The following is a 22,527-nucleotide window of genomic DNA, read 5'->3' as shown; positions in this document are numbered from 1 at the left end:
GTCACTTTAAAGAACCAAGCCGATGCTGTCCGCCCCACCCGTCGTCGATCCCGCCATCCGGGGGCTGCGCCCCGATTTCGTGGCGCTGAGCCTGGTGGCGCGCGGCGCCCGCAACGGCCCGAGTGACGCCGACGGCGCGGCTCGGCTGGCCGAGGCCTGCGAGGCTGCAGCGGCGGGGCCGGACTGGGCGGCGGCACATCTGGAGGCATGGCGCGAGGCCTATCGCGGCTTCGGTGCCAAGCCGCAGCGCACGCCGTGCTCGGCCGAGGCGCTGCGCAAACGGGCCCAGCGCGACGGCGGGCTGCCGCCGATCAACCGCATGGTCGACCTGTACAACGCGCTGAGCGTGCGCTGGGCGGTGCCGATCGGCGGCGAGGATCTGGCCGCCTATGCGGGTCCGCCGCGGCTGGTGCGGGCGACGGGTGACGAGATCTTCGAGACGCTGGCGAACGGCGAGGCCGCGGTCGAGCATCCGGAGCCGGGCGAGGTCGTCTGGCGCGACGACCGCGGCGTCACCTGCCGGCGCTGGAACTGGCGGCAGGGCCCGCGCACCCGCCTCGACCTGCCGACGACCGAGATGTGGTTCGTGATCGAGCGGTTGGAGCCGATGCCGATCGCGGCGCTGGAGGCGGTCGGCCACGAGCTGGCCGACGGCATCCGCACGATCGCGCCGGACGCCCGGATCGAGAGCACGCTGCTGAGCCCCTGAGCCGAGCGGCCCAGGGCAGATCGCACACATCGCGCCTTCCCTCTCCCCGGCGAGCCCGGGGCGTCACGACGGTCCGGCTGATGCCGGGTCGCTTGCAGCATGCGGGGTTTCGGCCGCGGCCGTTAGATCCAGTTGGGGGCGATCGATGGTACCAGAATCGACGAGAGAGTAGCGATCACGGCCGCGTTTCGAGCGCTCCCGTCAGCCCGACCAGCTCCTGCAGAGGCACCGGCCGCCGGCTTCGCTCTCCGGTCTCGGATGTCTTCGCCCAAAGGGGCGGATAGATCGACATGGCCTGATGCCCGGCCATGGCCGCGACCTCCGCCTGCCATCCATCCCAGCGGGCATTGCCGTAGAATTCCGCCAGATCCCCGTTTAGCAGGAAGGCAACGAAGTCCGAATAGCCAAGGCCGAGGCTATCCCAGGATAGGCTGTCGGGCGCAAAATAGTGGATCTCGCCCGGCGGGCCGGCAAACCGACCGATATTGACGGCAAAAAGGCCTCCGACGGCGTCATCGCCGACCAGTAGCATCGAATCTCCCGGCACAGCCAGACCGCAGATCAGGTTCCAGGAGACGAGCGAGCGACCCAGCCGATCGTCCCCGGACCCGAGCAGCCGCACCCAGCCATGGTCGATCAGCAGTCCGCCGGACTCGTAGATAACTGCGCCGAGAGTCGAGCGCACAGTGACCTGCAGTCGGTGCAAATCGGCCGCTGCCGTTGGCGCGGGTGGGATGACGTCGACCAGGTTGCCGGCACGGCCGATCTCTCGCCGCAACGACGGCCATGCCGGATCGGCTACGGCGAGAAGATCGTCAAGCGAGCGAATAACAGGCACCTTGCGGCCAGGGACCGGCCGCTCAGATCCATCCCCCGTCGACGACATACATCTGGCTGGTGCACATGCGGGCGTCGTCCGAGGCCAGGAAAGCGACCATGCGGGCGATGTCGTCCGGCTCGACGAAGCCCTTCAGGCATTGCGCCGCCATGATCCGCTCGACGTATTCGGGCGTGTACCACAGCTTGACCTGCCGCTCGGTCCGGACCGCGCCGGGCAGGACGCAATTGACCCGGATGCCCTCGGCGCCGAGGTCGCGCGCCAGGCTGCGGGTCAGGCCTTCGATCGCCGCCTTGGCCGTGGTGTAGGCCGGCATGCCGCCCATCCCGGCGCGCCATGAGATCGAGCCGAAATTGATCACCGAGCCGCCGCCGGCCTCGCGCATCGCCGGCCGTACCGCCTGCACGGCGAAGAACTGGTGCTTCAGGTTCACCGCCAGCCGGTCGTCCCAGTAGTCCGGCGTCACCTCGTCGATGCTGTGGCGCTGGTCGTGGCCTGCATTGTTGACCAGCACCCGGATCGGCCCGACTGCCGCCTCCGCCGCCCGCACCATGGCGCGCAACGCGTCGATGTCGCGCAGGTCGCAGGGCAGGAAGGCGGGGGCGGCCAGCCCCTCCCCCGCCAGCCGCTCGGCCAGCGCCCGCGACGAGTCCGCATCGATGTCGCAGAACACCACCCGACTGCCCTGGCGGACGAAATGCTCGACCAGGGCGGCGCCGATGCCGGAGCCGCCGCCGGTGATCAGCACGGCCCTGTCCTGCAGGCTGGGATAGTGCGCGAAGTCGGTCATGATGCCGCCTGGATGGGGATGAACAGAATCAGGGTCAGTCGCGGACCAGCGTCAGCTTGCGCTCGAACATCTCCAGCACCTCGGCCAGGGTGTGGCCGCGGCGAAGCCGGTGCCGGCCTTCATAGACGCAGTATTCCGTCCCCTGCGCGCCCAGCACCTTGCAGATGCCGTAGAGCGGCCGGTCATGGCTGTGCCGGAACACGCTGAACACGGCGATACCGACCCCGTGGTCGATCGCGTAGTCGCGCCACTCGCCGGCGGCGACGCGATCGAAATACAGGCCGAGCAGCCGGCCGAGTTCGCCGCGGTTGAAATAGACGCGCCCACGGCGGCGCCGTATCTGAGAGAGATCGAGAACCTGCGACATACGCCGACGAGACGCCTCGACACCGTTGAGTCGGTCCGCCGAGTGTTGGACAAATCTCGCCCCGCGTCCAGCCGGAGTCGCAGCGGTCGCCGGAGCGACCGGACTGTCATCGTTCCGCACGTCGCCATATCGCCGCCACACCGTTGGATTGTCTTCCCCGAACCAATCGTCTAGTTAGGGCGGCTCGGCCGCGACGCCCGGCCGAGGCGGCGCCCTGTTCGGAACCCTGTGAATGACCGATATCTTCCGCGAAGTCGACGAAGCCCTGCGCGAGGATCGCGTCAAGGCGATCTGGAACCGGCACGGCACGCTGATCATCGCGGGCGCGGTCGCGATCGTCCTCGGCACCGCCGCCTTCGTCGGCTGGCGCAGCTACAGCCAGAGCCAGGCGCAGTCGCAGACCCTGGCCCTGGTCAACGCCCAGCAGCAGGCCGCTGCCACTCCGCAGAACGCCGCCTCGATCTACGCCGCCGTCGCCGGCGACAGCAGCGCCGACCGGGCGGCCCTGGCCCGCCTGCTGGAGGCGCGCGCCGCTCTCGACGCCGGCAAGCGCGACGAGGCCGGCAAGATCTATCAGCAGATCGCCGGCGACAGCGGCGTCAATTCGGTGGTGCGCGACCTCGCCCGGCTCTATTCGGTCATGGCCCGGCTCGACGACGGCGACCCCGCGGCGCTGAATGACGAGCTGGCGCCGCTGGCCGCCGACGGTGCACCCTGGCGCGCCGAGGCGCGCGAGCTGCAGGGCCTGCTGGCCCTGCGCCAGAAAGATGCGGCCAAGGCCCGCGAGATCTTCGAGGCGCTGTCGAAGGACCCGGCCTCGTCCCCCGGCGTGCGCAGCCGGGCCGAACAGCTCCTCAGCATTTCGAGCAATTGAGGGACCACGCCATGCGGCGACGCCACCTGCTGCCCCGGATCTCCATACTTGCGCTCGCCGGGTTGCTCAGCGCCTGCAGCTGGTTCAAGGAGGCCAAGACGCCGCTGCCGGGCGAACGGATCGCGGTGATCAGCCGCACCCAGGGGCTGGAGCCGTCGGCCGATGCCGGGCAGCCGGCCGTGCTGCCGGCGGTGCGCACCAACCCCGACTGGCGCAACCCGGGCGGGGCAGTGAACCATGTCAACGGCAACCTGGCGCTGAAGATCCCGTTCCAGCGGGCGTGGAGCAGCAGCATCGGCAGCGGTGACAGCAGCAGCACGGCACTGCTGAACGGCCCGGTGATCGCCGATGGCAAGGTCTACATCACCGACGCCTCCGGCCGGCTGAACTCGCTCGACGCCGCCACCGGCCGCTCCTACTGGCGGGTGCGGGTGGCGGATCCGGAGCAGGACAGCGTGCCGATCGGCGGCGGCGCCGCCTATGCCGACGGCACGGTCTACGCCACCACCGGCTTCGGCGAGGCGGTGGCGGTCGACCCGTCGAATGGCGGCCTGATCTGGCGCAGCAAGCTGGCCGGGCCGGTACGCGGCGCACCGACCGTGACCCAGGGCCGCATCGTCACCATCACCGTCGATAACCAGACCGAGGTGCTGGACGCGAAGACCGGCACCGAGGTGTGGAACCACAGCGGCATCACCGAAGCCTCGGCCCTGCTCGGCGGCGGCAGCGCCGCGGTCGACAACGGCGTGGTGGTGGTGCCCTATTCCTCGGGCGAGCTGTACGGCCTGCGGATCGAGAACGGCCGGCCGGTGTGGTCGGCCACGGTCGGCGGCGGCGCCGCCCGTGCTGCGGGTGCCCTGGCCGGCCTGGCCGACATCACCGCCCTGCCGGCGATCGACGGCGAACTGGTGGTCGCGGTCAGCCACGGCAACCAGGCGGTCGGCATCGACATGCGCTCGGGGATCACGGTCTGGGAGCAGCCGATCAGCGGCACCCAGATGCCCTGGGTGGCCGGCGACACCGTCTATCTGGTCTCCAATGACGGCGTCGTGGTGGCGCTGGTCCGCAACACCGGCAAGGTGCGCTGGGTGCGCGAGCTGGAGCGCTGGACCGACCCCGAGGACAAGGAAGGCCCGATCACCTGGACCGGCCCGGTTCTGGCCGGTGATACGCTGATCCTGGCCAGCTCGACCGGCGACGGCGTGCTGCTCTCGCCCAAGACCGGCGAGATTACCGGGAATTTCGAAACCGACCCGACGCGGATCACCCCGGTCATTGCCGACGGAACCCTGTATATTGTCGGCACGGGCGGCACCTTGACCGCCTATCGCTGAGCAGTTTGAGCGCATGCCCTTCACCCTCGCCATCATCGGCCGGCCGAATGTCGGAAAGTCGACCCTGTTCAACCGGCTGGTCGGCAAGCGCACCGCGCTGGTCGACGACCTGCCCGGGGTGACGCGCGACCGGCGCATCGGCGATGGGCAGCTGGGCCATCTGACCTTCCGCGTGATCGACACCGCCGGGCTGGAGGAGGCGTTCGACGACAGCCTCGAAGCGCGGATGCGGCAGCAGACCGAGATCGCGCTGCAGGAATCCGACGTCGCGCTGATGATGATCGATGCCCGCGCCGGGGTGACGCCGCTGGATGCGCATTTCGCCAATTGGCTGCGGCGCCAGGGCCGGCCGGTCATCCTGGTGGCCAACAAATGCGAAGGCCGCGCCGCCGAGGCCGGGATGCACGAGGCCTGGTCGCTGGGCCTGGGCGAGCCGGTGGCGATCTCGGCCGCCCATGGCCAGGGCCTGGTCGACCTGCTGGACGCGCTGCGGCCGCTGATGCCGGAGGATGCGGCCGACGACGACACCCTGGTCGAGGACGACGACCAGGTGATGCCGGAGGAGGAAGGCGAAGGCGACGTGGTCGACCCCGAGGTCGAGCTTACCCGTCCGATCCGCCTTGCCATCATCGGCCGGCCGAATGTCGGCAAATCGACCCTGATGAACGCGCTGCTGCGCGAGAACCGGGTGCTGACCGGGCCCGAGGCCGGCATCACCCGCGACGCGATCATGGTCGATTGGACCTGGCGCGGCCAGGCGATCAAGCTGGTCGACACCGCCGGGCTGCGCCGCAAGGCGCGGATCGACAAGATCGACGACAAGCTCGAATTCATGTCGGTCGGCGACACGCTGGAGACCATCCGGCTGGCCCATGTCTGCGTGCTGCTGCTGGACGCCGGGGCGATCATGGACAAGCAGGACCTGACCATCGCCCGGCATGTGATCGAGGAAGGCCGCGCCCTCGTCATCGCCATCAACAAATGGGACACGGTCGAGGACCATGCCGCCGCGCTGCGGCAGCTGAGCGACAAGCTGCAGACCTCGATGCCCCAGGTGCGCGGCGTGCCGACCGTCACCATCTCCGCCCTGCGCGGCCAGAAGCTGGACAAGCTGATGGACGCGGTGCTGGACATCCACAAGGTGTGGAACCGCCGGGTCCGCACCGGCCCGCTGAACCGCTGGCTGCCGGCGATGCTGGATGCGCACCCGCCGCAGCTGGTGCGCGGCCGCCGGCTGAAGATCCGCTACATCACCCAGGTGAAAGCCCGGCCGCCGACCTTCGCCCTGTTCGTGTCCCAGGCGGAGGAATTCCCGGACAGCTATCTGCGCTATCTGGTGAACGGGCTGCGCGAGAGCTTCAAGCTCGCCGGAGTGCCGATCCGGGTGGTGCTGCGCCAGCCGAAGAACCCCTACGCCGACAAGGACTGATCGCTGCCGGCCCTTTTGCCGGACGATTGCAATCGGGCCGAAGCGGGGCCACAGTCCCCTTCCCTGCGGGAGGAGACCAGAATGATTCACGAGCTGCGCGTCTATTACGCCGTGCCGGGCAAGCTGCCGGCGGTGGTGAACCGCTTCGAGACCATCACCCTGAAGATCTGGGAGCGCTTCGGCATCCGCCAGGCTGGCTTCTGGACCGTCGACATCGGCGAGAGCAACCAGGCCCTGTACTACCTGCTCGAATGGGAATCCCTGGCCGAGCGGGAGCAGAAATGGACCGCTTTCGCGACCGATCCGGAGTGGCTGGAGAAGCGCGCGGGGACCGAGCGCGACGGCCCGATCGTGTCGCACATCACCAACACGATCCTGAAGCCGACGGCATTCTCCAAGGTCAAGTAGCCGGCGCCTTCGTCGCCTCTCCTGCGCGGCGGGAGAGGCGACATTCCCTCACCCCAGGATCTTCCCCGGGTTGAGGATCCCCTTCGGGTCCAGCGCCGCCTTGATCGCCGCCATCGCCGCCCGCCGGGCCGGGTCGCCGTAGCGGCGGAAGGCGGCCTGCTTCTCCAGGCCGATGCCGTGCTCGGCGGAGAAGGAGCCGCCGGCCTCGGCCAGCCCGTCATAGAGGATCGCCTCGATCCGCGCCTCCGATCCCGGCGGCCGGTCGCCGACCATGACGTGCAGGTTGCCGTCGGCGAGATGGCCGAAGACATAGACCCGCATCGCCGGCGAGAAGGTCGCCGCCAGCTCGGCGCGGATCCGCGCGACATAGGCCGGCAGCGCCGACAGCGGCACCGAGACGTCGAAGGTCTTGGCGTCCGGGCAGGGCCGGCTGACCGCGTCGGAATCGTCGCGGATGCGCCAGAACATCTCGCGCTGCCGCTCGTTCTGCGCCAGGGCGGCGCCGGTCACCGGCCCCTCCTCCCACAGCGCCCCGATCTCCGCCTCCATCGCCGCGGCGATGTCGATGTCCGGGTCCTGCTCGGCCTCGGTCAGCAGATAGACCGGCGCCGGGTCCAGGCCGAAGCCGGACAGCGCGACGCCATGCTCCTGCGCCACCGTCTCGGCATAGGCGTGCCACAGGATCTCGAGTGCCCGCAGCCGGCCGGGGAAGCGGTCGCGCAGCCGCCCGGCCGCGGTCAGCGCCGCCTCGGCCGAGGCGCAGGCGACCAGCGCCGTCGCCGCAGGCGGTACTAGCCGTTCCAGCTGGATCACGGCCCGGGTGACGAGGCCGAGCGTGCCTTCCGACCCGGCGATCAGGTCCTTCAGATCGTAGCCGGTGTTGTTCTTCAGCACCCGCACCAAGTCGGAGACGACGGTGCCGTCGGCGCCCAGGAACTCCAGGCCGAACACCCGGTGGCGCATGGTGCCGCGGCGGAACGCCTCGATCCCGCCGGCATTGGTCGCGATCAGCCCGCCGATGGTGGCGGAGCCGCGGGCGGCGAGGTCGATGCCGGGAGTCAGGCCATGCTCGGCCGCCGCCTCCTGCAGCTGCTGCAGCGTCACCCCGGCCTCGACCACGGCAAGTCGCGCGGCGGTGTCGATCTCGATGATCCGATCAAGCCGGCGGGTGCTGAGCACGATCTGCCCGGGCTGCGAGGCGCCGCCGCCGACCAGGCCGGTGCGACCGCCATGGGGCACGACGGACACGCCGGCCTCATGGCACAGCGCCAGCACCGCCGAGGCCTCGTCCACGGTGCGGGGCGAGGCCTGGATACCGGCCGCCAGATTGTCGGGGTGGTAGCCGGGATCGAGGCCGGCCAAGGCGTCGGCCCGCGCCACGCCGCCCGGGCCGAGCAGCGCGTCGAGGCGAGCGAGGAAGGCGGCGTCGAGCGTGGTCATGGCAGTCCCGGTCGGTGACGGCCGAGAATGGCGGGGGTGACCGTGTGGATCAAGGCTGGCCGGAGATGAGGGCAAAAGCCCCCTCCCCTTGCCCCCTCCCGCAGGGGGAGGGGGAGAGTAAAAAGCAATCGTCCCAACATCCCCCCCTCCCCTCGCGGGAGGGGGTTAGGGGGAGGGGGTGTCGCCGCGAGGATCCGCCTACGCCGCCTTGCGCGCCGCGACGAAGACCGACTCGTCGGTGCCGAGCGGCACCGGCTCCGGCCGCTGGCAGACGCTCTCGATGGTGACGTGCCGGCCCTCGGTCGAGGACAGGGCGAATGCCTCCATCACCTCCAGCGCGTGCAGCGCCAGGTCGCCGGACGCCCGGTGCGGCCGGCCCTCGCGGATCGCCACGGCCATGTCGAGCGCGCCGATAATGCGGTAGTCGGCCACCGAGCGGCCATCCTTCAGCGGCCGGTTCGGCACGCCGAAGGGATGGGCGGAAATGTCGACATCCTGCCAGTCGCCGCCTTGATCGGTGATCTGCGGCGCGCCGCCGAAGAAGTTCGGGTCGGGCACCAGCAGCGAGCCCTCGGTGCCGTAGATCTCGAACGGGATGCGCTTGTTCTTCCACACGTCCCAGGAGGCGGTGAGCGAGATGTTGGCGCCGCTCTCGAACTCCAGCACGCCGTTGACCGTGGTCGGCACCTCGACCTGGATGATCTGGCCGTTGAGCGGTTCGCTGGTGACGGTGCGGGTCGGGTAGCCCTTGGTGGCGACCGCCGCCACCCGTTTCACCGGCCCGAGCAGGTTGATCAGCTGGGTGACGTAGTACGGCCCGATGTCGAGGATCGGCCCGCCGCCCGGCTTGAAGAAGAATTCCGGGTTCGGGTGCCACATCTCCATGCCGCGCGAGATCACCGCCGCGGCGCCGCCGACCACCTGGCCGATGCGGCCCTCGTCGATCACCCGGCGGCAGGCCTGGTGGGCGCCGCCGAGGAAGGTGTCGGGGGCGCAGCCGATGCGCAGCCCGGCCTTGGCCGCGGCCTCGGCCAGGGCGCGGGCGTCGGCCAGCGTCGCCGCCAGCGGCTTCTCTAGATAGACATGCTTGCCGGCGGCGATGATCTGCAGCCCGACCGCGGCATGGGCCAGCGGCACGGTCAGGTTGATGACGATCTCGATCTCCGGGTCGGCCAGCAGCTCGTCGACCGAGAGGGCGGTGACGCCGTATTGCTGGGCCTTGGCTTCGGCGGCCTCGCGCCGCAGATCGGCGCAGGCCTTGACGCGCACCAGGCTGGAGCCGGCGGCGCCGCGGAAATACGCGTCGCTGATGTTGCCGCAGCCGATGATGCCGAGGGTGACGGGGGTCATTTGGGGAGTCTCCGGGGGTCGGTCAGGCTTGCAGGCCCTTGAGGAAGTCGAAGCTGGCCTTGGCGAAGGCGTCGGGGTGCTTGGGGTTGTCGTGCTCGACCACCATCCATTCGGCGCCCGCCGCCCGGCATTCGCGCCACAGCCGCGGCCAGTCCAGCGTGCCGGTGCCGACATCGGTCCAGCCATCCTCGTCGGCCTTCTGGCCGGCGGGGGCGATGTCCTTGACATGGGCCGAGGTCACCCGCGCCTTCTCCTTCACCAGCCACTCGGACGGGTTGGCCCCGCCACGGGCCAGCCAGGCGACGTCGACCTGCCAGGTCAGTGGAAGGCCGTTGGCACCGTCGAAGAAATGCGCCAGCACCGGGCGGCCGTCCTCCGCCGCCTCCAGCTCCCAATGGTGGTTGTGGTAGCCGAGCTTGATGCCCTTGTCGGCCAGCCGGGCCGCAAACTCGCCCAGCTCCTGGCCGGCGCGGCGCCAATGCTCACCGCCGCCCTTGCGCTCCTCCGTCGGCAGGGCCGGCATGAACAGCTGGGTCAGGCCGACCGTCTTGGCGCCCTCGACCACCCAGTCCAGCCGATCGCGCAGCGCCGGCAGGCCGATATGGCCGGAGGATGCGGTCAGGCCGCGGCTATCGAGCTTGCGGCGCGTGCCGGCGGCATCGTCGAAATGCGACTGGATCGTCTCGACATGGTGGTAGCCGGCGGCGGCCACGGCGTCGAGCTGCTTGTCGAGATCGCCATAGTTGCGGAGGCTGTAGAGCTGGATGGAGATCACATCCGGAGTGGACATCGCTTCCTCGTGGTTTCGGGAGCCCGGCCTTACAGCCGGCGCTCGGTCTGGGTGCTGAACAGGGAGGCCTTGGACAGGTCGAGCGCCAGCCGGGCACCGCCCGACAGCGCCCGCGCCCGGTCCGGCGACAGGCGGACGGAGACGCGCTTGCCGGCCAGGTCGAACCAGGCCAGCGTGTCGGCGCCCATCGGCTCGGTGAAGAGCAGCGGCGCCTCGACCGGGATGCCCGGCGCGCCGTCCTCGGCCAGGCCGATATCCTCCGGCCGGAAGCCGAGCACGATCTCGTCCCCCGCCACCGGCTCGGACAGGAAGGGATAGGCGCCCAGCGGCAGGTCGTGGCCATCGATCCGGGCGGACATGCCGCCGGAGCGTACCACCGTGCCGGGCAGGAAGTTCATCGCCGGGGAGCCAACGAACCCGGCCACGAACAGGGTCGCCGGCTTCTCGTAGAGCGTCTGCGGGTCGGCATATTGCTCGACCTGGCCGCCCTTCATCACCGCGATCCGGGTCGCCAGCGTCATCGCCTCGATCTGGTCGTGGGTGACGTAGACGATGGTCGAGCCGAGCTCCTGGTGCAGGCGCTTGATCTCGACCCGCATCTCGGTGCGCAGCTTGGCGTCGAGGTTGGACAGCGGCTCGTCGAACAGGAAGACCTGGGCGTCGCGCACCAACGCCCGGCCGATCGCCACGCGCTGGCGCTGCCCGCCCGACAGCTGGCCGGGTTTGCGGTCCAGCAGCTCGCGGATCTGCAGCAGGTCGGCGGCCCAGGCGACGCGCTTCTCCACCTGCTCCTTCGGCATGCGGTTGACGCGCAGCCCGAAGGACAGGTTCCTGCGCACCGTCATGGTCGGGTACAGCGCATAGGACTGAAACACCATGGCCAGGCCGCGGGCGCTCGGCTCGGCGTCGGTGACGTCGACGCCGCCGATCACGATCTCGCCGGAATCGACGTCGTCGAGGCCGGCGATGGCGTTGAGCAGGGTGGACTTGCCGCAGCCGGACGGGCCGAGCAGCACGGTGAAGGCGCCGGGATCGACCTCGATGTCGATCTCGCGCAGCACATGCAGCGCGCCGTAGGACTTGTTCAGGCTGCGGATCTGGATGCCGGCGGACATGGGCCTATCCTTTCACGGCGCCCGAGGCGATGCCGCGGACGAAGTACCGGCCGGACAGGAAGTACACGAGCAGCGGCGGCAGCGCGGTCAGCACCGTGGCCGCCATGTTGACGTTGTACTCGATCGTGCCGGTGGTGGTGTTGACGATGTTGTTGAGCTGGACCGTCATCGGCAGGTTGTCGCGGCCGGCGAAGATGTAGCCCAGCAGGTAGTCGTTCCAGATGCCGGTAACCTGCAGGATCAGGGCGACCATGAGGATGTTGACCGACATCGGCAGCATGATCTGGAGGAAGATGCGGAAGAAGCCGGCGCCGTCGACCCGCGCCGCCTTCACCAGCTCCTCCGGCAGGCCGGCGTAGAAGTTGCGGAAAATCAGGGTCAGCGTCGGCAGGCCGAAGATCACATGGATCAGCACGATGCCGGGCAGCGTGCCGTAGAGGCCCATGTTGGAGAAGATCTTGACCAGTGGGTACAGGATCACCTGGTACGGAATGAAGGCGCCCAGCATCAGCGCGGTCAGGATCTTGTCGGCATGGCGGAAGCGCCACTGCGCCAGGGCATAGCCGTTCAGCGCCCCCGCCAGCACCGACAGGATCACGCTCGGCACCAGGATGCGGATCGAGTTCCAGAAGCCGACATGCAGCCCGTCGCAGAACAGGCCGGTGCAGGCCGACAGCCAGGCCTTCGACCAAGGCTCCAGGGTCGGCGCCATCGGCAGGGCGAAGATCGAGCCCTCCCGGATCTCGTCCATCGGCTTCAGCGAGGTCGACAGCACGATCAGCAGCGGGATGGCAAAGAACAGCGCGGCCAGCACCAGGACGGCGTAGAGCCCGGCGCGGCTTGCCGAGACCTTGCGTGCCGGGCGGCGGGCGGCGCGCGGGGTGCTTTGCGTCCGAGGGGGGCCGACGACGGCAGTGTGGGTCATCGCGCCCTCCGCGACAGCTCGATGTAGAGATAGGGCGCCAGCGCCGCCAGCACCGCGACCAGCATGACCACGGCGCCGGCCGAGGCCAGGCCGATATTGGCGCGCTCGAAGGTCAGGTCGACCACGAACTTGGCCGGCATGTCGGTGGCGTTGCCGGGGCCGCCCCGGGTCATGGCGACGACCAGGTCGTAGCTCTTCACCACCGCGATCGCCAGCAGCACGACGCAGGTGACGACCAGCGGCCGCAGCATCGGCAGCACGATCGACAGATAGGTGCGCCAGCGCGGGATGCCCTCGACCCTGGCGGCGCGCCAGATCTCGTGGTCGATGCCGCGCAGCCCGGCCAGCATGATCGCCATGATCAGGCCGGAGGAGTGCCAGACCGCGGCCAGCACCAGGGTGTAGATGGCGCGGTCGCGGTCGACGATCCAGTCGAAGGTGAAGCCCTCCCAGCCCAGGCCGCGGACGAAGTCCTGCAGCCCCATGGCCGGGTTCAGGAACCATTGCCAGGCCAGGCCGGTGACGATGAAGGACATCGACAGCGGGTACAGGAAGATGGTGCGGAACACCCCCTCCCCCTTCACCTTCTGGTCGATCAGCACCGCCAGCAGCGTGCCCAGCACCAGGGCCAGGGCGATGAACAGCCCGCCGAACACGAACATGTTGCCGAAGGCGGTGTACCAGCGCGCGGTGCCGAACAGCCGGACATACTGGGCGATGCCGGCGAAGTCGTAGTTCGGCACCAGGCTGGACCGGGTGAAGGAGATGTAGATGGTCCAGAGGATGGCGCCGTAGAAGCACGTGGCCATGACCAGCACGGTCGGCGCGACCACGGCCTTGGCCGTCAGGTATCGAATGCGGAGCGCAGCCATGATCCCTCCCGGGGACCGCCCCGCCACGGCGGCGGAGCGGTCCGGTTGAGGTGGTCGGTCAGATGTCGGCGTTGGCGACGATCTCGGAGAACTGCTTGGCCGCGTCCTCCGGCTTCATCTCCGGGCTGGTCCAGAATTGGGTGATCAGGTCCTGCAGCTGGCCTTCGACGTCGTTGCTGAAGGCCAGCGCCGTGTTCGGCAGCTGGTTCTCGACCTTGGACATCACCTTCTGGCCTTCCTGCGAGCAGATGTCGAGGGTGCCGACCTCGGCATCCGTCCGCGGCGGCAGGGCGCCCTTGAACTTGTTGAAGGCGACCTGGGTGGCCGGGTCCATCATCACCTCGGCCAGCAGCTTCTGGGCCTTGGTCTTCTCCGGGTCGTCCAACTTCGGGAAGGCGAAGACGTCGACGGTCAGGACATAGGCGTCCTGGTTGCCGGGCGGCCGGGCGCAGCCGAACTCCTTGCCCGGGGTCAGGCCGGCGGCGGCGAACTCGCCCTTGGCCCAGTCGCCCATGATCTGCATCGCCGCCTTGTTGGTGGCGACCATGGTGGTGGTGTCGTTCCACTTCCGGCCGGCGCTGCCCTGGTCGACATAGGCGCGCAGCTTGCCGAAGGTCTCGAAGGCTTTGACCATCTCCGGCCCGCCCGCGGCCGCGGCGTCGTGGTCGACATAGACCTTGCGGTAGGTCTCCTTGCCGCCGGCGCCGATCAGGACGGTGCGGAACAGCAGCGCCTCCTGCCACGGCTCGCCGCCAACGCCGAGCGCGACGTAGCCCTTGGCCTTGATCTTGTCGGCGAGGGGGAAGAACTCGTCCCAGGTCTTCGGCGGCTCGGCGCCCATCTCCTGGAAGATCTTGGTCGAGTACCACAGCCAGTTGTCGCCATGGATGTCGGTCGGCACGGCGTAGAAATGACCGTCATAGGAGGCGTTCTTGACGATCAGCGGCGGCAGCTTCTCCTGCCACTTGCCGGCTGCCGCGAGGTCGTCGAGATCGGCCAGCAGCCCTTCCTTCGCCAGGTTGGTGACGGCGACGCCGATGTTCCACTGGATCGCGCCCGGCGCGTCGCCGCCCGCGATCCGGTTCATCGCCGCCTGCCGCGCCGCGGTACCGCCGACCACGGCGCTGTCGATCCAGGTGCCGCCGCGCTTCTTGAACTCCTCGGCGAACACGCCGATCGCCTTGGATTCACTGCCGCTGGTCCACCAATGGATCACGTCGACGGTCTGCGCCGTCGCCGTTCCCGCAGCCGCCGCTGATATTGCACCGCAAAAAGCGGCGGACAGCAGAAGTCGTTGGGGAAAATTCATAAGTCTCCTCCCTCGATTATTCGGTTTACCGGCTCATCGGACCCATCACCGCCCGCACAGCGGACAGCGAACACTGGAACTGCAGCGCATTCCGTATTTTGACCGGATCGTACAATCGATTACATTGGGGCGTCAACCGTGGAATCGGGGATCGAATATTGCCTTCTTCCGGGAATGGGTCGAACCGCACCAGGATGGTCGATATCGCCCGGCTGGCCGGGGTTTCGGTGGCGACGGTGAGCCGGGCGCTGACCGGCTCGCCCCTGGTCACGGCCGAGACGCGCGAGCGGATCGAGGCGGCGGTGCGCCAGACCGGCTATGCCGTGAACCCGCTGGCGCGCGGCCTGCGCCGGCAGGAGGCGCGGCAGATCCTGGTGCTGGTGCCGGATATCGGCAACCCGTTCTTCTCCGAGGTGCTGCTGGGGATCGAGGAGGAGGCGGCGGCGCGCGGCTTCAGCATGCTGGTCGGCAACACCGCCAAGGACCCGGCGCGCGAGGACCGGCATGCCGGCCAGATGCTGACCGGCGCGGTCGACGGGCTGATCCTGGTGAACGGCCGGCTGCCGCCGCGGCTGCAGCGCGACCGCGACTTCGACGGCCGGATCGTGGCGGTGTCGGAGGCGATCCCCGGCGGCCGGGTGCCGGTGGTCGGCATCGACAACGCGGCGGCGGCGGCCGCGGTGGTGGCCCATCTCGCCGGGCTGGGCCACCGCCGCATCGGCCATATCGCCGGGCCGGAAAGCAACATCCTGACCCAGCAGCGCCTGGCCGGATATGGCGCCGGGCTGCGAGCGGCCGGCCTCAAGCCGGAGCCGTGGCTGGTCCGCCACGGCGACTTCACCATCCCGAGCGGCGAGTTAGCGATGGCGGCGCTGCTGGGCCTCCCTGCCCCGCCAACCGCGGTGTTCTGCAGCAATGACGAGATGGCGATCGGCGCCATCCGGGCCTTGCGCGTCACCGGGCGCGAGGTGCCGCGCAACGTGGCGGTGGCCGGATTCGACGACATCCAGTTCGCCGGCACCTATGAGCCGCCGCTGACCACGGTCCGCCAGCCGCGCCGCCGCATGGGGGCGGAGGCGATGGCCCTGCTGGGCCGCCGCATCGCCGGCGAGCCCGGCGCCGGCGGCGACGTCACCCTGCCCTTCACGCTGGTGGAGCGAAGGAGCACGAAGTGACGGGACGTCCCGACCGAGAGGGCAGGCCAGAGCGCGAAAAGGGCGCCGTGTGGTGCACGGCGCCCCCGTTCAGGTTCTTCCTGGCTTCGCTAGCCGATCTGGCGGAACGAGCACCAGTTCAAGGACGCGCTCGAGACATCGAGATCGCGCGCGACGGCGCCCTTGGTCAGGATCCGGATCTTGACCGTGGTCTTCGGATCGAAGGCGGACAGGAGCTCCAGCCTGCCACTCGCCACGGCGGCGTCGGCAAGGTCCGCCACCGTGATCGTCCCGACCTTGGCGTCGATTGCGGTGATCGTGGTCTCGATCGCGCCGCCGAAGGTGATCGGCGTTGCGCCGTTCATGACGCGGACCATGGCGCCGACGGCAAAGCCGGCGGCAACGGCCGTGATGGTGGCGCTCGCCGCCACGGTGGTGCAGCTGGTGCCCGGCAGCTGGGTCAGGGCAACCCAGGCCGATCCGCTCCAGCGGCGGTTCTCCAACGTCACCGGGTTCCACCAGATCAGCCCGGTTTCGGTCGACGCCGGTGCGATGGTGGGAGGATTGGCCCCGACATAGGTCCGGAACGATGAGACCGGCACGGCGAAGGAGAACGAGATCGCCTCCGTGGCCGCACCGACCGCGGCATAGGTGCGCTCCTGCAGCACCAGGGGCGCCTGGGTCGAGATCACGCCCGCCGTCGTCACCGCATCGCTATCGATCACCGCCTGCACGATGAAGGTCTCGCCGGCAGCGGCCGATTTGACCGAGATCGTGCCCGCGGCCTCGAAGATGCCGCTGGTCAGCAGGAAGTACCGACCGGTCGGCCCGCCCTCCAGCCGCTGGCCGGGATCGCTATAGGTATAGCTCGCCCATGGCACCACCACCGGCACCGAGCTCGCGGGGATCTGGAGCGCAGCGGTGATGCGACCGACCGCGGCGCCGAGCCCGGGATCGCCGATCTTCTGTGCTGTGCCGTCGACCAGCCGGACCTGGCTGCCCGGCCCGATGTCGGCACGGTAGTTGGCCACCTTGGTGAAGAGCGACGAGTTCTGCGACTGGCTCGGGTCGATCACGCGGGTGCGGGTCGAATTCGGGTGGCGGCCGAGATCGACCCAGGTCACATGCTCGTCGTTGATCACGGCCTTGATCGTCGCCGCCGGCAGGGTCACCGAAGGGGAGAGTTGCAGCGTGATCGTGCCCGCCACGGTGTCGATCGCGGTGATCTTCGTCTCCTTGCCGCCGCCACTGAAGGCGATCGGAACATTGGCCGGGTTCAGGATCTGCACCCGGGCGCCGATGATGAAGGCCGCCCCATTGGCCGGAATGACCGGATTGCCGATGGTCGTGGCGCAGCTCGCGACCGGGACGAAGGCGTCGGGCGGCTGGGCCCGGTGGGAATTGTTCTCGATCAGGCAGTCCACATTCGTCGATGATGCGGTGTTGATCTCCTGCGCGATCTGGATGCCCGGGATCTGCTGGGTCCAGCCGGTCTGGCCCGCCCAGTAGCGCGAGCTCCGGTTGAACGCCGTCACCCAGGAGTTCAGGCGGTTCTGCGTCACCTGGACCGTGGTGCAGCCGTCCATCAGCACATGGGCATAGGTGTTGCTGTCCAGCTCGTTCGCGGCGATGCGCACGTTCTGCGGGCTGGACACCGTGCGCAGCAGATGGATGCCCGGCCAGAACCCGGCCGTCGGATGAAAGCCGTTGGCGCCGAACGAATTCGCCTCGATAACGCAGTTGTTGCCGCCCAACAAGATCGCGCCCTGTGCGCAAAGGCCGAAGCTGTTGCCGCGGACGTCGAGATCGGCGTCGGCGAAATGCGGCGCATTGATCCCGATCCCGTCCAGGGTGGCGAACCGGCACTGCCAGATCTGGCATTGGGCGAAGGTCCAGGCATCCGGGCCGCGATCGTCTAGGTGATCGTTCTCCTCATAATAGTCGGTGCCGGCAACGGCGATCCTGACGCCCGTGATCGCCCCGTCGATGGCCGCCGGGGCGGTCGACAGCGCCCAGGACGGGCCGTTGAACGCGATGTAGGAGCCGGCCGTGAGCGTGGTGCCGGTCAGGCCCGCCAGCCAGGTCCCCGCAACGCCGCCGGTGGCGACCAGAAACTTGTCGCCCGAGAGGATGCTGGCCGGATAGGAGGTCGCCGCCGCCTGGGTCGTGGCCGTGGGGTCGCTGATCACGCCGACCACGGAATCGACCACGGCGGTACCGACGAAATTCTTGCCGCACCCGGTCACATGGATGGTCGCGCCCGGCCGGTATCCGGTGCCGGGTCGGTTGATCACGAAGCTGGTGATGGCACCGCTGGTGGGGTTCACGCGGGCGAGCACCTGCGCAATACGGCCCGTCGGTCGGGCACGGTCCACATAGACCCAGGGCTTGTCGTTGGGCGGCAAGCTGTCGGTGGCATATTGCTGCGGCGTCCAGATGCCGTGGCCGCAGATCCGATCGAACCGCACGCGCCGGATGCCGAAGCCGAGCATGTTGCCGAGATCAAGCGCCGCCTGCTGCGAGAAGAAGCCGTACAGCAGCAGGCCGGTGGCGCCGGGCACCGAAGCGTCCGGGGCCTTGGCCAGCGTCACGGTCTGCAGTCCGAGGTCGATTGCGGCGATGGTGGTCTCGGCGGCACCGCCGAAGGTGACCGGCGTGTTGCCGTTCAGCATGCGGACGCGCTGTCCGACATGGAAATAGAATGCATTCACATTGGTGACGGTGGTGCCGCCGGCTGTCGCAGTGCATCCCGCGCTGTAGGGCGAGACGATATGGATATCTTCGATATAGCCGCCGTCGAGGAAGTTATAGCCCAGGGTGGACCGGACCTTGAACAGCGACCGGCCGTTGGCGAAGGCATAGAACAGCACGGACGCACCGCCTTCGTTGCCGGCGGTGGTGCCGACGCCGCGAATGCGCGGCCCATGCCAAGCCTGGTCGACGACATAGTCGAGCTGATCGGTGATGCGATACTTCCCGGCCGGAACGAAGATCTCGCCGCCGTTGACGCGCATCCAGTCGAGCGCCGCCTGGAAGGCGGCGGTTTCGTCGTTGGAGCCATCGCCGACCGCTCCGAACGCCTTGACCGACACGATGCCATTGACCGGCGGCAAATCGCTGGTTGCCAGCGGCCGGAACGTCGGATTGGCCGGCGGGCCGGAAATCGGACCGGCATAGACGGTGCCTGCAATCTCAGTCAATACGTCCTCCATTGTCACAACCAGTAAACAATGCCTTCGGGTTACCGAAGACATCAAAATTATTGTAAGAATTCCTCCCCTCCAATTCTATTTACATGTTGTTTACAACGACAATTCTTCATCCGAGGCAGGCATTGCATCAGCATTGACCGATCAGAGATGCTCACCGAGACCGAGAACGGCCACGACGCTCCGACACGTCCGGCACCTTCCGTATTGACGCCGCACCCGTTCCCGGCTTTAGCTATTAGCACGCAATAACGTCACATACTTCGTTATTGCGGAATAATGGGAGGCTGGGATGGCCGATCTTCTGGTCAAGCTCTACGCGCTGGAGCCGCCGACGGCGTCGCGCGCCGCGATGGCGGCGGCCGGCATCACCGTCCGCCCCGCCATCGCGCCGGAAAAGCGCGCGGTCGTCCGCTGGGTGGCGGAGCGCTTCGGCGACGGCTGGGCCAGCGAGGTCGAGGTCGCCTTCGCCCATCGCCCGGTCGGCTGCCTGGTCGCGGTCCAGGACGGCGCCCTGCTGGGCTTCGCCTGCCACAATGCCACCGCCATCGGCTTCTTCGGCCCCACCGGCGTCGACCCCGGCCAGCGCGGCAAGGGCATCGGCGAGGCGCTGCTGCGCGAGACCATGGAGGCGATGCGCCACCTCGGCCACGCCTATGCCGTCATCGGCGGCGCCGGCCCGGTCGCCTTCTACGAGAAAATCGTCGGGGCGGTCGAGATTCCGGGTTCCACAAGTGGTCTATACCACGGCATGATACGGTCCAGGACAGAGTGATCCGGAGGGCGCGGCCCCGATCAGGCGGCCGGCCCCATCGCAGACATTCGGGAGGATCTCAGACGTGACCGCAGCCAATGCGTCCAGGGGCGGCCGGCCGCTCGCACTCGTCCTCGGCATCCAGCGGCCGACGCTGTCGACGGACGAGCTGGCGTTCTTCCGCGAGGCCAACCCCTACGGCCTGTTCCTCGGCCGCCGCAACATGAAGGCCCCGCAGCAGCTGCGCGCTTTGTGCGCCGCCTTCCGCGAGGCGGTGGGCCGGCCGGACGCGCCGGTGCTGACCGACCAGGAGGGCGGCAGGGTCTCGCATCTCGATTCCGGCGCCTGGCCGCTGTTCCGCAGCTTCAGAAGCTTCGGCCGGCTGGCCGAGCGCGACCTGCCGGCGGCGAAGCACGCCATCCGACTGTCCTCCATCGCCATGGGCCGGATGATGCGCGAGGTCGGGCTGAACAGCGCCTGCTCGCCGGTGCTGGACCTGCTGATGCCCGGCGCCGACGCGGTGATCGGCGAGCGCGCGTTCGGCGGCGACCCGGAGCTGGTGGCGGCGCTGGGCCGCGAGGTGGTGGACGGCTTCCTCGAGGTCGGGCTGATGCCGGTGATGAAGCACATCCCCGGCCATGGCCGCGCCACCGAGGACAGCCACAAGACCCGGCCGGTGGTCACCGCCGACGCCGCAACGCTGGACGCTACCGACTTCCTGCCCTTCGCCCGGCTGCGCGACACGCCCTGGGCGATGGTCAGCCACGTCGTCTACAGCGCCTTCGACCCCGACCGCCCGGCCTCGGTCTCCCCGGTGATCACCGGGGAGGTGATCCGCGGCCGCCTGGGCTTCGATGGCGTGCTGATCTCCGACTGCGTGTTCATGAACTCGCTGCAGGGCGAGGTGCATGACCGCGTCGCCCAGGTGCTGGACGGCGGCTGTGACATCGCCCTGCACTGCCATGGCGAGCTGCCGGAGATGCAGCGCGCCGCCGCCCGCGCCCGGCCGCTGGACGACGCCGCAATCGCCCGGCTGGACGCGGCGGAACGACGCCTGGGCGCCGCCCCGGCCGACGTCACCGCGTTGCACGCCGAGGTCGAGGCCCTGCTGGCCGCAGCCTGATCCTGACAGACCGCCGGCCCGGGACATCGGGCCGGCGCCGCATCAACGATAAGACAAACGCATGGAGGCCTATGTCATGAGACAGAAGAAATCCGTATTCCTGCTCGCCGCCGCGCTGCTGGCGGCGACCAGCGCCACGGCCGTCGCCCAGACCGTCCTGTCGATGCATATCGAGGAGGAGACGAACTGGGTGCGGAACTTCAACCCGTTCAACCGCACCTCGTACCGCCAGAGCACGATGGATTTCATCTATGAGCCGCTGGTGGTGTTCGGCAAGCTGCAGGGCAACAAGCCCTATTATCGCCTGGCCACGGCGATGAGCCTGTCGGACGACCTGAAGGCGGTGACCTTCGACCTGCGCGAGAACGTGCAGTGGTCGGACGGCCAGCCCTTCACCGCCGACGACGTGGTGTTCAGCTTCGAGCTGATGAAGAAATTCCCGGCGCTGGACTTCAACAGCATCTGGCAGGTGATCGACGGCGTCGAGAAGCTGAGCCCGACCCAGGTGAAGTTCACCTTCAAGGAGCCGACCGCGCTGGGGCCCGAGAAGATCGTCGAGATGCCGATCATCGCCCAGCACGCCTGGAAGGACGTGGCCGACCCGGTGACCTTCCTGAACGAGACCCCCGTCGGCACCGGGCCGATGACCGAGGTCACCCGCTTCACCCCGCAGGTCTATGAGCAGTGCCGCAACCCGCATTACTGGGATGCGGCGTCGCTGAAGGTGGACTGCCTGCGCTTCCCGCAGATCGCCAGCAACGATCAGGCGCTGACCGCGGCCACCGCCGGCGAGTTGGACTGGTTCGCCTCCTTCCTGCCGGACATCGACAAGACCTATGTCGCCTCCGACAAGGACCATCATGGCTACTGGTTCCCGCCGGGCAGCCTGGTGGCGGTGATCATGAACCTGGAGAGCCCGGACCCGGTCCATCGCAAGGCCTTCGACAGCGTCGAGTTCCGCCGCGCCGTCAGCATGGCGATGGACCGCGACGCCATGGTCAACGTCGCCGGCTACGGCTATCCGACGCTGAACGACGACCCCGGCACCTTCGGCAAGCGCTTCGAGAGCTGGGCCGACCCGAAGGTCAAGGAGACCTACGGCAAGTACACCCAGTACGACCTGGATGGCGCCAAGGCGCTGCTGGACCAGGCCGGCTTCAAGGACAAAGACGGCGACGGCTTCCGCGACACGCCGGACGGCGAGAAGCTGTCCTTCGACCTGATCGTGCCGAGCGGCTGGACCGACTGGATCAGCACCTCGCAGATCGCGATCGAGGGCCTCAACCAGATCGGCATCGACGTCAAGCTGGCGACGCCGGACGGCGCGGTGTGGCGCCAGAGCCTGCTGGACGGCAAGTTCGATATGGCACTGAACTCCTGGTACGTTGGCGCCACGCCCTACTACCAGATGGACGACGCCTTCCATTCCCGGAACAAGGGCAAGACCCGGTTCTCGGCGCAGCGCTTCTTCGACCCGAAGCTGGACCAACTGCTGGACGCCTACACCCAGACCACCGACGACGCCAAGCGCAAGGACCTGCTTGACCAGGCGCAGACGCTGCTGGCGGAGAAGCTGCCGGTGGTGCCGATCTACAACAACCCGATCTGGTACGAGTACAACTCGAAGCGGTTCACCGGCTGGGCCACCGCCGACAACCCCTTCGTCAGCCCGCAGAACTACGATCCGAACCACGAGCGGCTGCTGCACCTGCTGGCGCTGCGGCCGGTACAGTAAGG

20 protein-coding genes are annotated in these 22,527 nt (G+C 68.7%); 9 read left to right on the top strand and 11 right to left on the bottom strand.

Annotated elements, in window-relative coordinates:
- Positions 1-22: 22 nt before the first annotated feature.
- The gene (locus tag AB4Z01_RS02725) at positions 23-709 is read left to right on the top strand and encodes a B3/B4 domain-containing protein (protein ID WP_441690370.1); all 687 of its coding nucleotides are present in this window, start codon (positions 23-25) and stop codon (positions 707-709) included.
- A gap of 175 nt (positions 710-884) precedes the next feature.
- Here the strand turns inward: AB4Z01_RS02725 and AB4Z01_RS02720 are convergent, their stop codons facing one another.
- The 3 genes from AB4Z01_RS02720 to AB4Z01_RS02710 are packed head-to-tail and all read right to left on the bottom strand — an operon-like array spanning position 885 to position 2,704.
- Positions 885-1,547 (bottom strand): DUF2625 family protein, encoded by a 663-nt coding sequence (locus AB4Z01_RS02720; RefSeq protein ID WP_441690368.1) that lies wholly within the window; start codon positions 1,545-1,547, stop codon positions 885-887.
- 22 nt (positions 1,548-1,569) lie between these two features.
- Entirely contained in the window at positions 1,570-2,337 is a 768-nt protein-coding gene (locus AB4Z01_RS02715; protein ID WP_441690365.1) for an SDR family NAD(P)-dependent oxidoreductase, read from the bottom strand.
- A 34-nt stretch (positions 2,338-2,371) separates the two neighbouring features.
- A complete protein-coding gene (locus tag AB4Z01_RS02710; RefSeq protein ID WP_441690362.1) occupies positions 2,372-2,704 on the bottom strand; it encodes a DUF2794 domain-containing protein in 333 nt (110 codons plus the stop codon).
- Between the two features lie 232 nt (positions 2,705-2,936).
- Here AB4Z01_RS02710 and AB4Z01_RS02705 point away from each other — a divergent pair, with 232 nt between their 5' ends.
- The 4 genes from AB4Z01_RS02705 (at position 2,937) to AB4Z01_RS02690 (ending at position 6,749) form a co-directional block, all read left to right on the top strand.
- Positions 2,937-3,578, top strand: a complete 642-nt coding sequence (locus tag AB4Z01_RS02705; protein WP_441690359.1) for a tetratricopeptide repeat protein — start codon at positions 2,937-2,939, stop codon at positions 3,576-3,578.
- An 11-nt stretch (positions 3,579-3,589) separates the two neighbouring features.
- Entirely contained in the window at positions 3,590-4,912 is a 1,323-nt protein-coding gene (locus AB4Z01_RS02700) for an outer membrane protein assembly factor BamB family protein (protein ID WP_441690357.1), read from the top strand.
- Positions 4,913-4,925: 13 nt separating this feature from the next.
- Positions 4,926-6,341 carry a ribosome biogenesis GTPase Der gene (der, locus tag AB4Z01_RS02695; protein WP_441690354.1) on the top strand — a complete coding sequence of 472 codons (1,416 nt, stop codon included), beginning with the start codon at positions 4,926-4,928 and terminating at the stop codon, positions 6,339-6,341.
- 81 nt (positions 6,342-6,422) lie between these two features.
- On the top strand, positions 6,423-6,749 hold the full coding sequence (locus AB4Z01_RS02690) for an NIPSNAP family protein (RefSeq protein ID WP_429230340.1): 327 nt from the start codon (positions 6,423-6,425) through the stop codon (positions 6,747-6,749).
- A 48-nt stretch (positions 6,750-6,797) separates the two neighbouring features.
- Here the strand turns inward: AB4Z01_RS02690 and AB4Z01_RS02685 are convergent, their stop codons facing one another.
- The 7 genes from AB4Z01_RS02685 to AB4Z01_RS02655 all read right to left on the bottom strand — a co-directional run bounded on the left by AB4Z01_RS02685 (position 6,798) and on the right by AB4Z01_RS02655 (position 14,457).
- Entirely contained in the window at positions 6,798-8,189 is a 1,392-nt protein-coding gene (locus tag AB4Z01_RS02685) for an FAD-binding oxidoreductase (RefSeq protein WP_441690350.1), read from the bottom strand.
- 198 nt (positions 8,190-8,387) lie between these two features.
- A complete protein-coding gene (locus AB4Z01_RS02680; protein WP_441690347.1) occupies positions 8,388-9,539 on the bottom strand; it encodes a Gfo/Idh/MocA family protein in 1,152 nt (383 codons plus the stop codon).
- Between the two features lie 22 nt (positions 9,540-9,561).
- Positions 9,562-10,329 carry a sugar phosphate isomerase/epimerase family protein gene (locus AB4Z01_RS02675; protein ID WP_441690344.1) on the bottom strand — a complete coding sequence of 256 codons (768 nt, stop codon included), beginning with the start codon at positions 10,327-10,329 and terminating at the stop codon, positions 9,562-9,564.
- Between the two features lie 29 nt (positions 10,330-10,358).
- Entirely contained in the window at positions 10,359-11,444 is a 1,086-nt protein-coding gene (locus AB4Z01_RS02670; protein WP_441690342.1) for an ABC transporter ATP-binding protein, read from the bottom strand.
- A 4-nt stretch (positions 11,445-11,448) separates the two neighbouring features.
- Positions 11,449-12,369, bottom strand: a complete 921-nt coding sequence (locus AB4Z01_RS02665; RefSeq protein ID WP_441690339.1) for a carbohydrate ABC transporter permease — start codon at positions 12,367-12,369, stop codon at positions 11,449-11,451.
- Positions 12,366-13,241, bottom strand: coding sequence for a carbohydrate ABC transporter permease (locus AB4Z01_RS02660; RefSeq protein ID WP_441690337.1), 876 nt, complete (start codon positions 13,239-13,241; stop codon positions 12,366-12,368). The genes AB4Z01_RS02665 and AB4Z01_RS02660 overlap by 4 nt, the downstream gene beginning before the upstream one ends.
- 58 nt (positions 13,242-13,299) lie before the next feature.
- Positions 13,300-14,457 (bottom strand): ABC transporter substrate-binding protein, encoded by a 1,158-nt coding sequence (locus tag AB4Z01_RS02655; RefSeq protein WP_441690334.1) that lies wholly within the window; start codon positions 14,455-14,457, stop codon positions 13,300-13,302.
- Between the two features lie 287 nt (positions 14,458-14,744).
- Here AB4Z01_RS02655 and AB4Z01_RS02650 point away from each other — a divergent pair, with 287 nt between their 5' ends.
- On the top strand, positions 14,745-15,725 hold the full coding sequence (locus AB4Z01_RS02650; RefSeq protein WP_441690332.1) for a LacI family DNA-binding transcriptional regulator: 981 nt from the start codon (positions 14,745-14,747) through the stop codon (positions 15,723-15,725).
- Between the two features lie 89 nt (positions 15,726-15,814).
- Here AB4Z01_RS02650 and AB4Z01_RS02645 read toward each other — a convergent pair whose 3' ends face one another.
- Positions 15,815-18,958, bottom strand: a complete 3,144-nt coding sequence (locus AB4Z01_RS02645) for a glycosyl hydrolase family 28-related protein (protein ID WP_441690329.1) — start codon at positions 18,956-18,958, stop codon at positions 15,815-15,817.
- Positions 18,959-19,205: 247 nt separating this feature from the next.
- Between AB4Z01_RS02645 and AB4Z01_RS02640 the strand changes: the two genes are divergently transcribed.
- From AB4Z01_RS02640 to AB4Z01_RS02630, 3 genes are all read left to right on the top strand, one after another.
- Positions 19,206-19,688 carry a GNAT family N-acetyltransferase gene (locus AB4Z01_RS02640; RefSeq protein WP_441690326.1) on the top strand — a complete coding sequence of 161 codons (483 nt, stop codon included), beginning with the start codon at positions 19,206-19,208 and terminating at the stop codon, positions 19,686-19,688.
- A gap of 64 nt (positions 19,689-19,752) precedes the next feature.
- Positions 19,753-20,790 carry a glycoside hydrolase family 3 N-terminal domain-containing protein gene (locus AB4Z01_RS02635; RefSeq protein WP_441690323.1) on the top strand — a complete coding sequence of 346 codons (1,038 nt, stop codon included), beginning with the start codon at positions 19,753-19,755 and terminating at the stop codon, positions 20,788-20,790.
- Positions 20,791-20,866: 76 nt separating this feature from the next.
- On the top strand, positions 20,867-22,525 hold the full coding sequence (locus AB4Z01_RS02630; protein ID WP_441690320.1) for an ABC transporter substrate-binding protein: 1,659 nt from the start codon (positions 20,867-20,869) through the stop codon (positions 22,523-22,525).
- Positions 22,526-22,527 lie beyond the last annotated feature (2 nt).

Source organism: Inquilinus sp. YAF38 (assembly GCF_052113205.1).
In the GTDB taxonomy this organism is placed as follows: Bacteria; Pseudomonadota; Alphaproteobacteria; order DSM-16000; family Inquilinaceae; genus Inquilinus.
The sequence above is the reverse complement of the archived record's forward strand: the minus strand, read 5'-3'. Positions and strand labels throughout refer to the sequence as shown.

What these genes read in the sequence shown, in the direction of transcription:
- AB4Z01_RS02680 (WP_441690347.1), bottom strand. Translation starts at nt 9,539, where the DNA reads ATGACCCCCGTCACCCTCGGCATCATCGGCTGCGGCAACATCAGCGAC.
- AB4Z01_RS02675 (WP_441690344.1), bottom strand. Translation starts at nt 10,329, where the DNA reads ATGTCCACTCCGGATGTGATCTCCATCCAGCTCTACAGCCTCCGCAAC.
- der (WP_441690354.1), top strand. Translation starts at nt 4,926, where the DNA reads ATGCCCTTCACCCTCGCCATCATCGGCCGGCCGAATGTCGGAAAGTCG.
- AB4Z01_RS02700 (WP_441690357.1), top strand. Translation starts at nt 3,590, where the DNA reads ATGCGGCGACGCCACCTGCTGCCCCGGATCTCCATACTTGCGCTCGCC.
- AB4Z01_RS02640 (WP_441690326.1), top strand. Translation starts at nt 19,206, where the DNA reads ATGGCCGATCTTCTGGTCAAGCTCTACGCGCTGGAGCCGCCGACGGCG.
- AB4Z01_RS02665 (WP_441690339.1), bottom strand. Translation starts at nt 12,369, where the DNA reads ATGACCCACACTGCCGTCGTCGGCCCCCCTCGGACGCAAAGCACCCCG.
- AB4Z01_RS02690 (WP_429230340.1), top strand. Translation starts at nt 6,423, where the DNA reads ATGATTCACGAGCTGCGCGTCTATTACGCCGTGCCGGGCAAGCTGCCG.
- AB4Z01_RS02725 (WP_441690370.1), top strand. Translation starts at nt 23, where the DNA reads ATGCTGTCCGCCCCACCCGTCGTCGATCCCGCCATCCGGGGGCTGCGC.
- AB4Z01_RS02705 (WP_441690359.1), top strand. Translation starts at nt 2,937, where the DNA reads ATGACCGATATCTTCCGCGAAGTCGACGAAGCCCTGCGCGAGGATCGC.
- AB4Z01_RS02715 (WP_441690365.1), bottom strand. Translation starts at nt 2,337, where the DNA reads ATGACCGACTTCGCGCACTATCCCAGCCTGCAGGACAGGGCCGTGCTG.
- AB4Z01_RS02670 (WP_441690342.1), bottom strand. Translation starts at nt 11,444, where the DNA reads ATGTCCGCCGGCATCCAGATCCGCAGCCTGAACAAGTCCTACGGCGCG.
- AB4Z01_RS02630 (WP_441690320.1), top strand. Translation starts at nt 20,867, where the DNA reads ATGAGACAGAAGAAATCCGTATTCCTGCTCGCCGCCGCGCTGCTGGCG.
- AB4Z01_RS02650 (WP_441690332.1), top strand. Translation starts at nt 14,745, where the DNA reads ATGGTCGATATCGCCCGGCTGGCCGGGGTTTCGGTGGCGACGGTGAGC.
- AB4Z01_RS02710 (WP_441690362.1), bottom strand. Translation starts at nt 2,704, where the DNA reads ATGTCGCAGGTTCTCGATCTCTCTCAGATACGGCGCCGCCGTGGGCGC.
- AB4Z01_RS02645 (WP_441690329.1), bottom strand. Translation starts at nt 18,958, where the DNA reads ATGTCTTCGGTAACCCGAAGGCATTGTTTACTGGTTGTGACAATGGAG.
- AB4Z01_RS02685 (WP_441690350.1), bottom strand. Translation starts at nt 8,189, where the DNA reads ATGACCACGCTCGACGCCGCCTTCCTCGCTCGCCTCGACGCGCTGCTC.
- AB4Z01_RS02660 (WP_441690337.1), bottom strand. Translation starts at nt 13,241, where the DNA reads ATGGCTGCGCTCCGCATTCGATACCTGACGGCCAAGGCCGTGGTCGCG.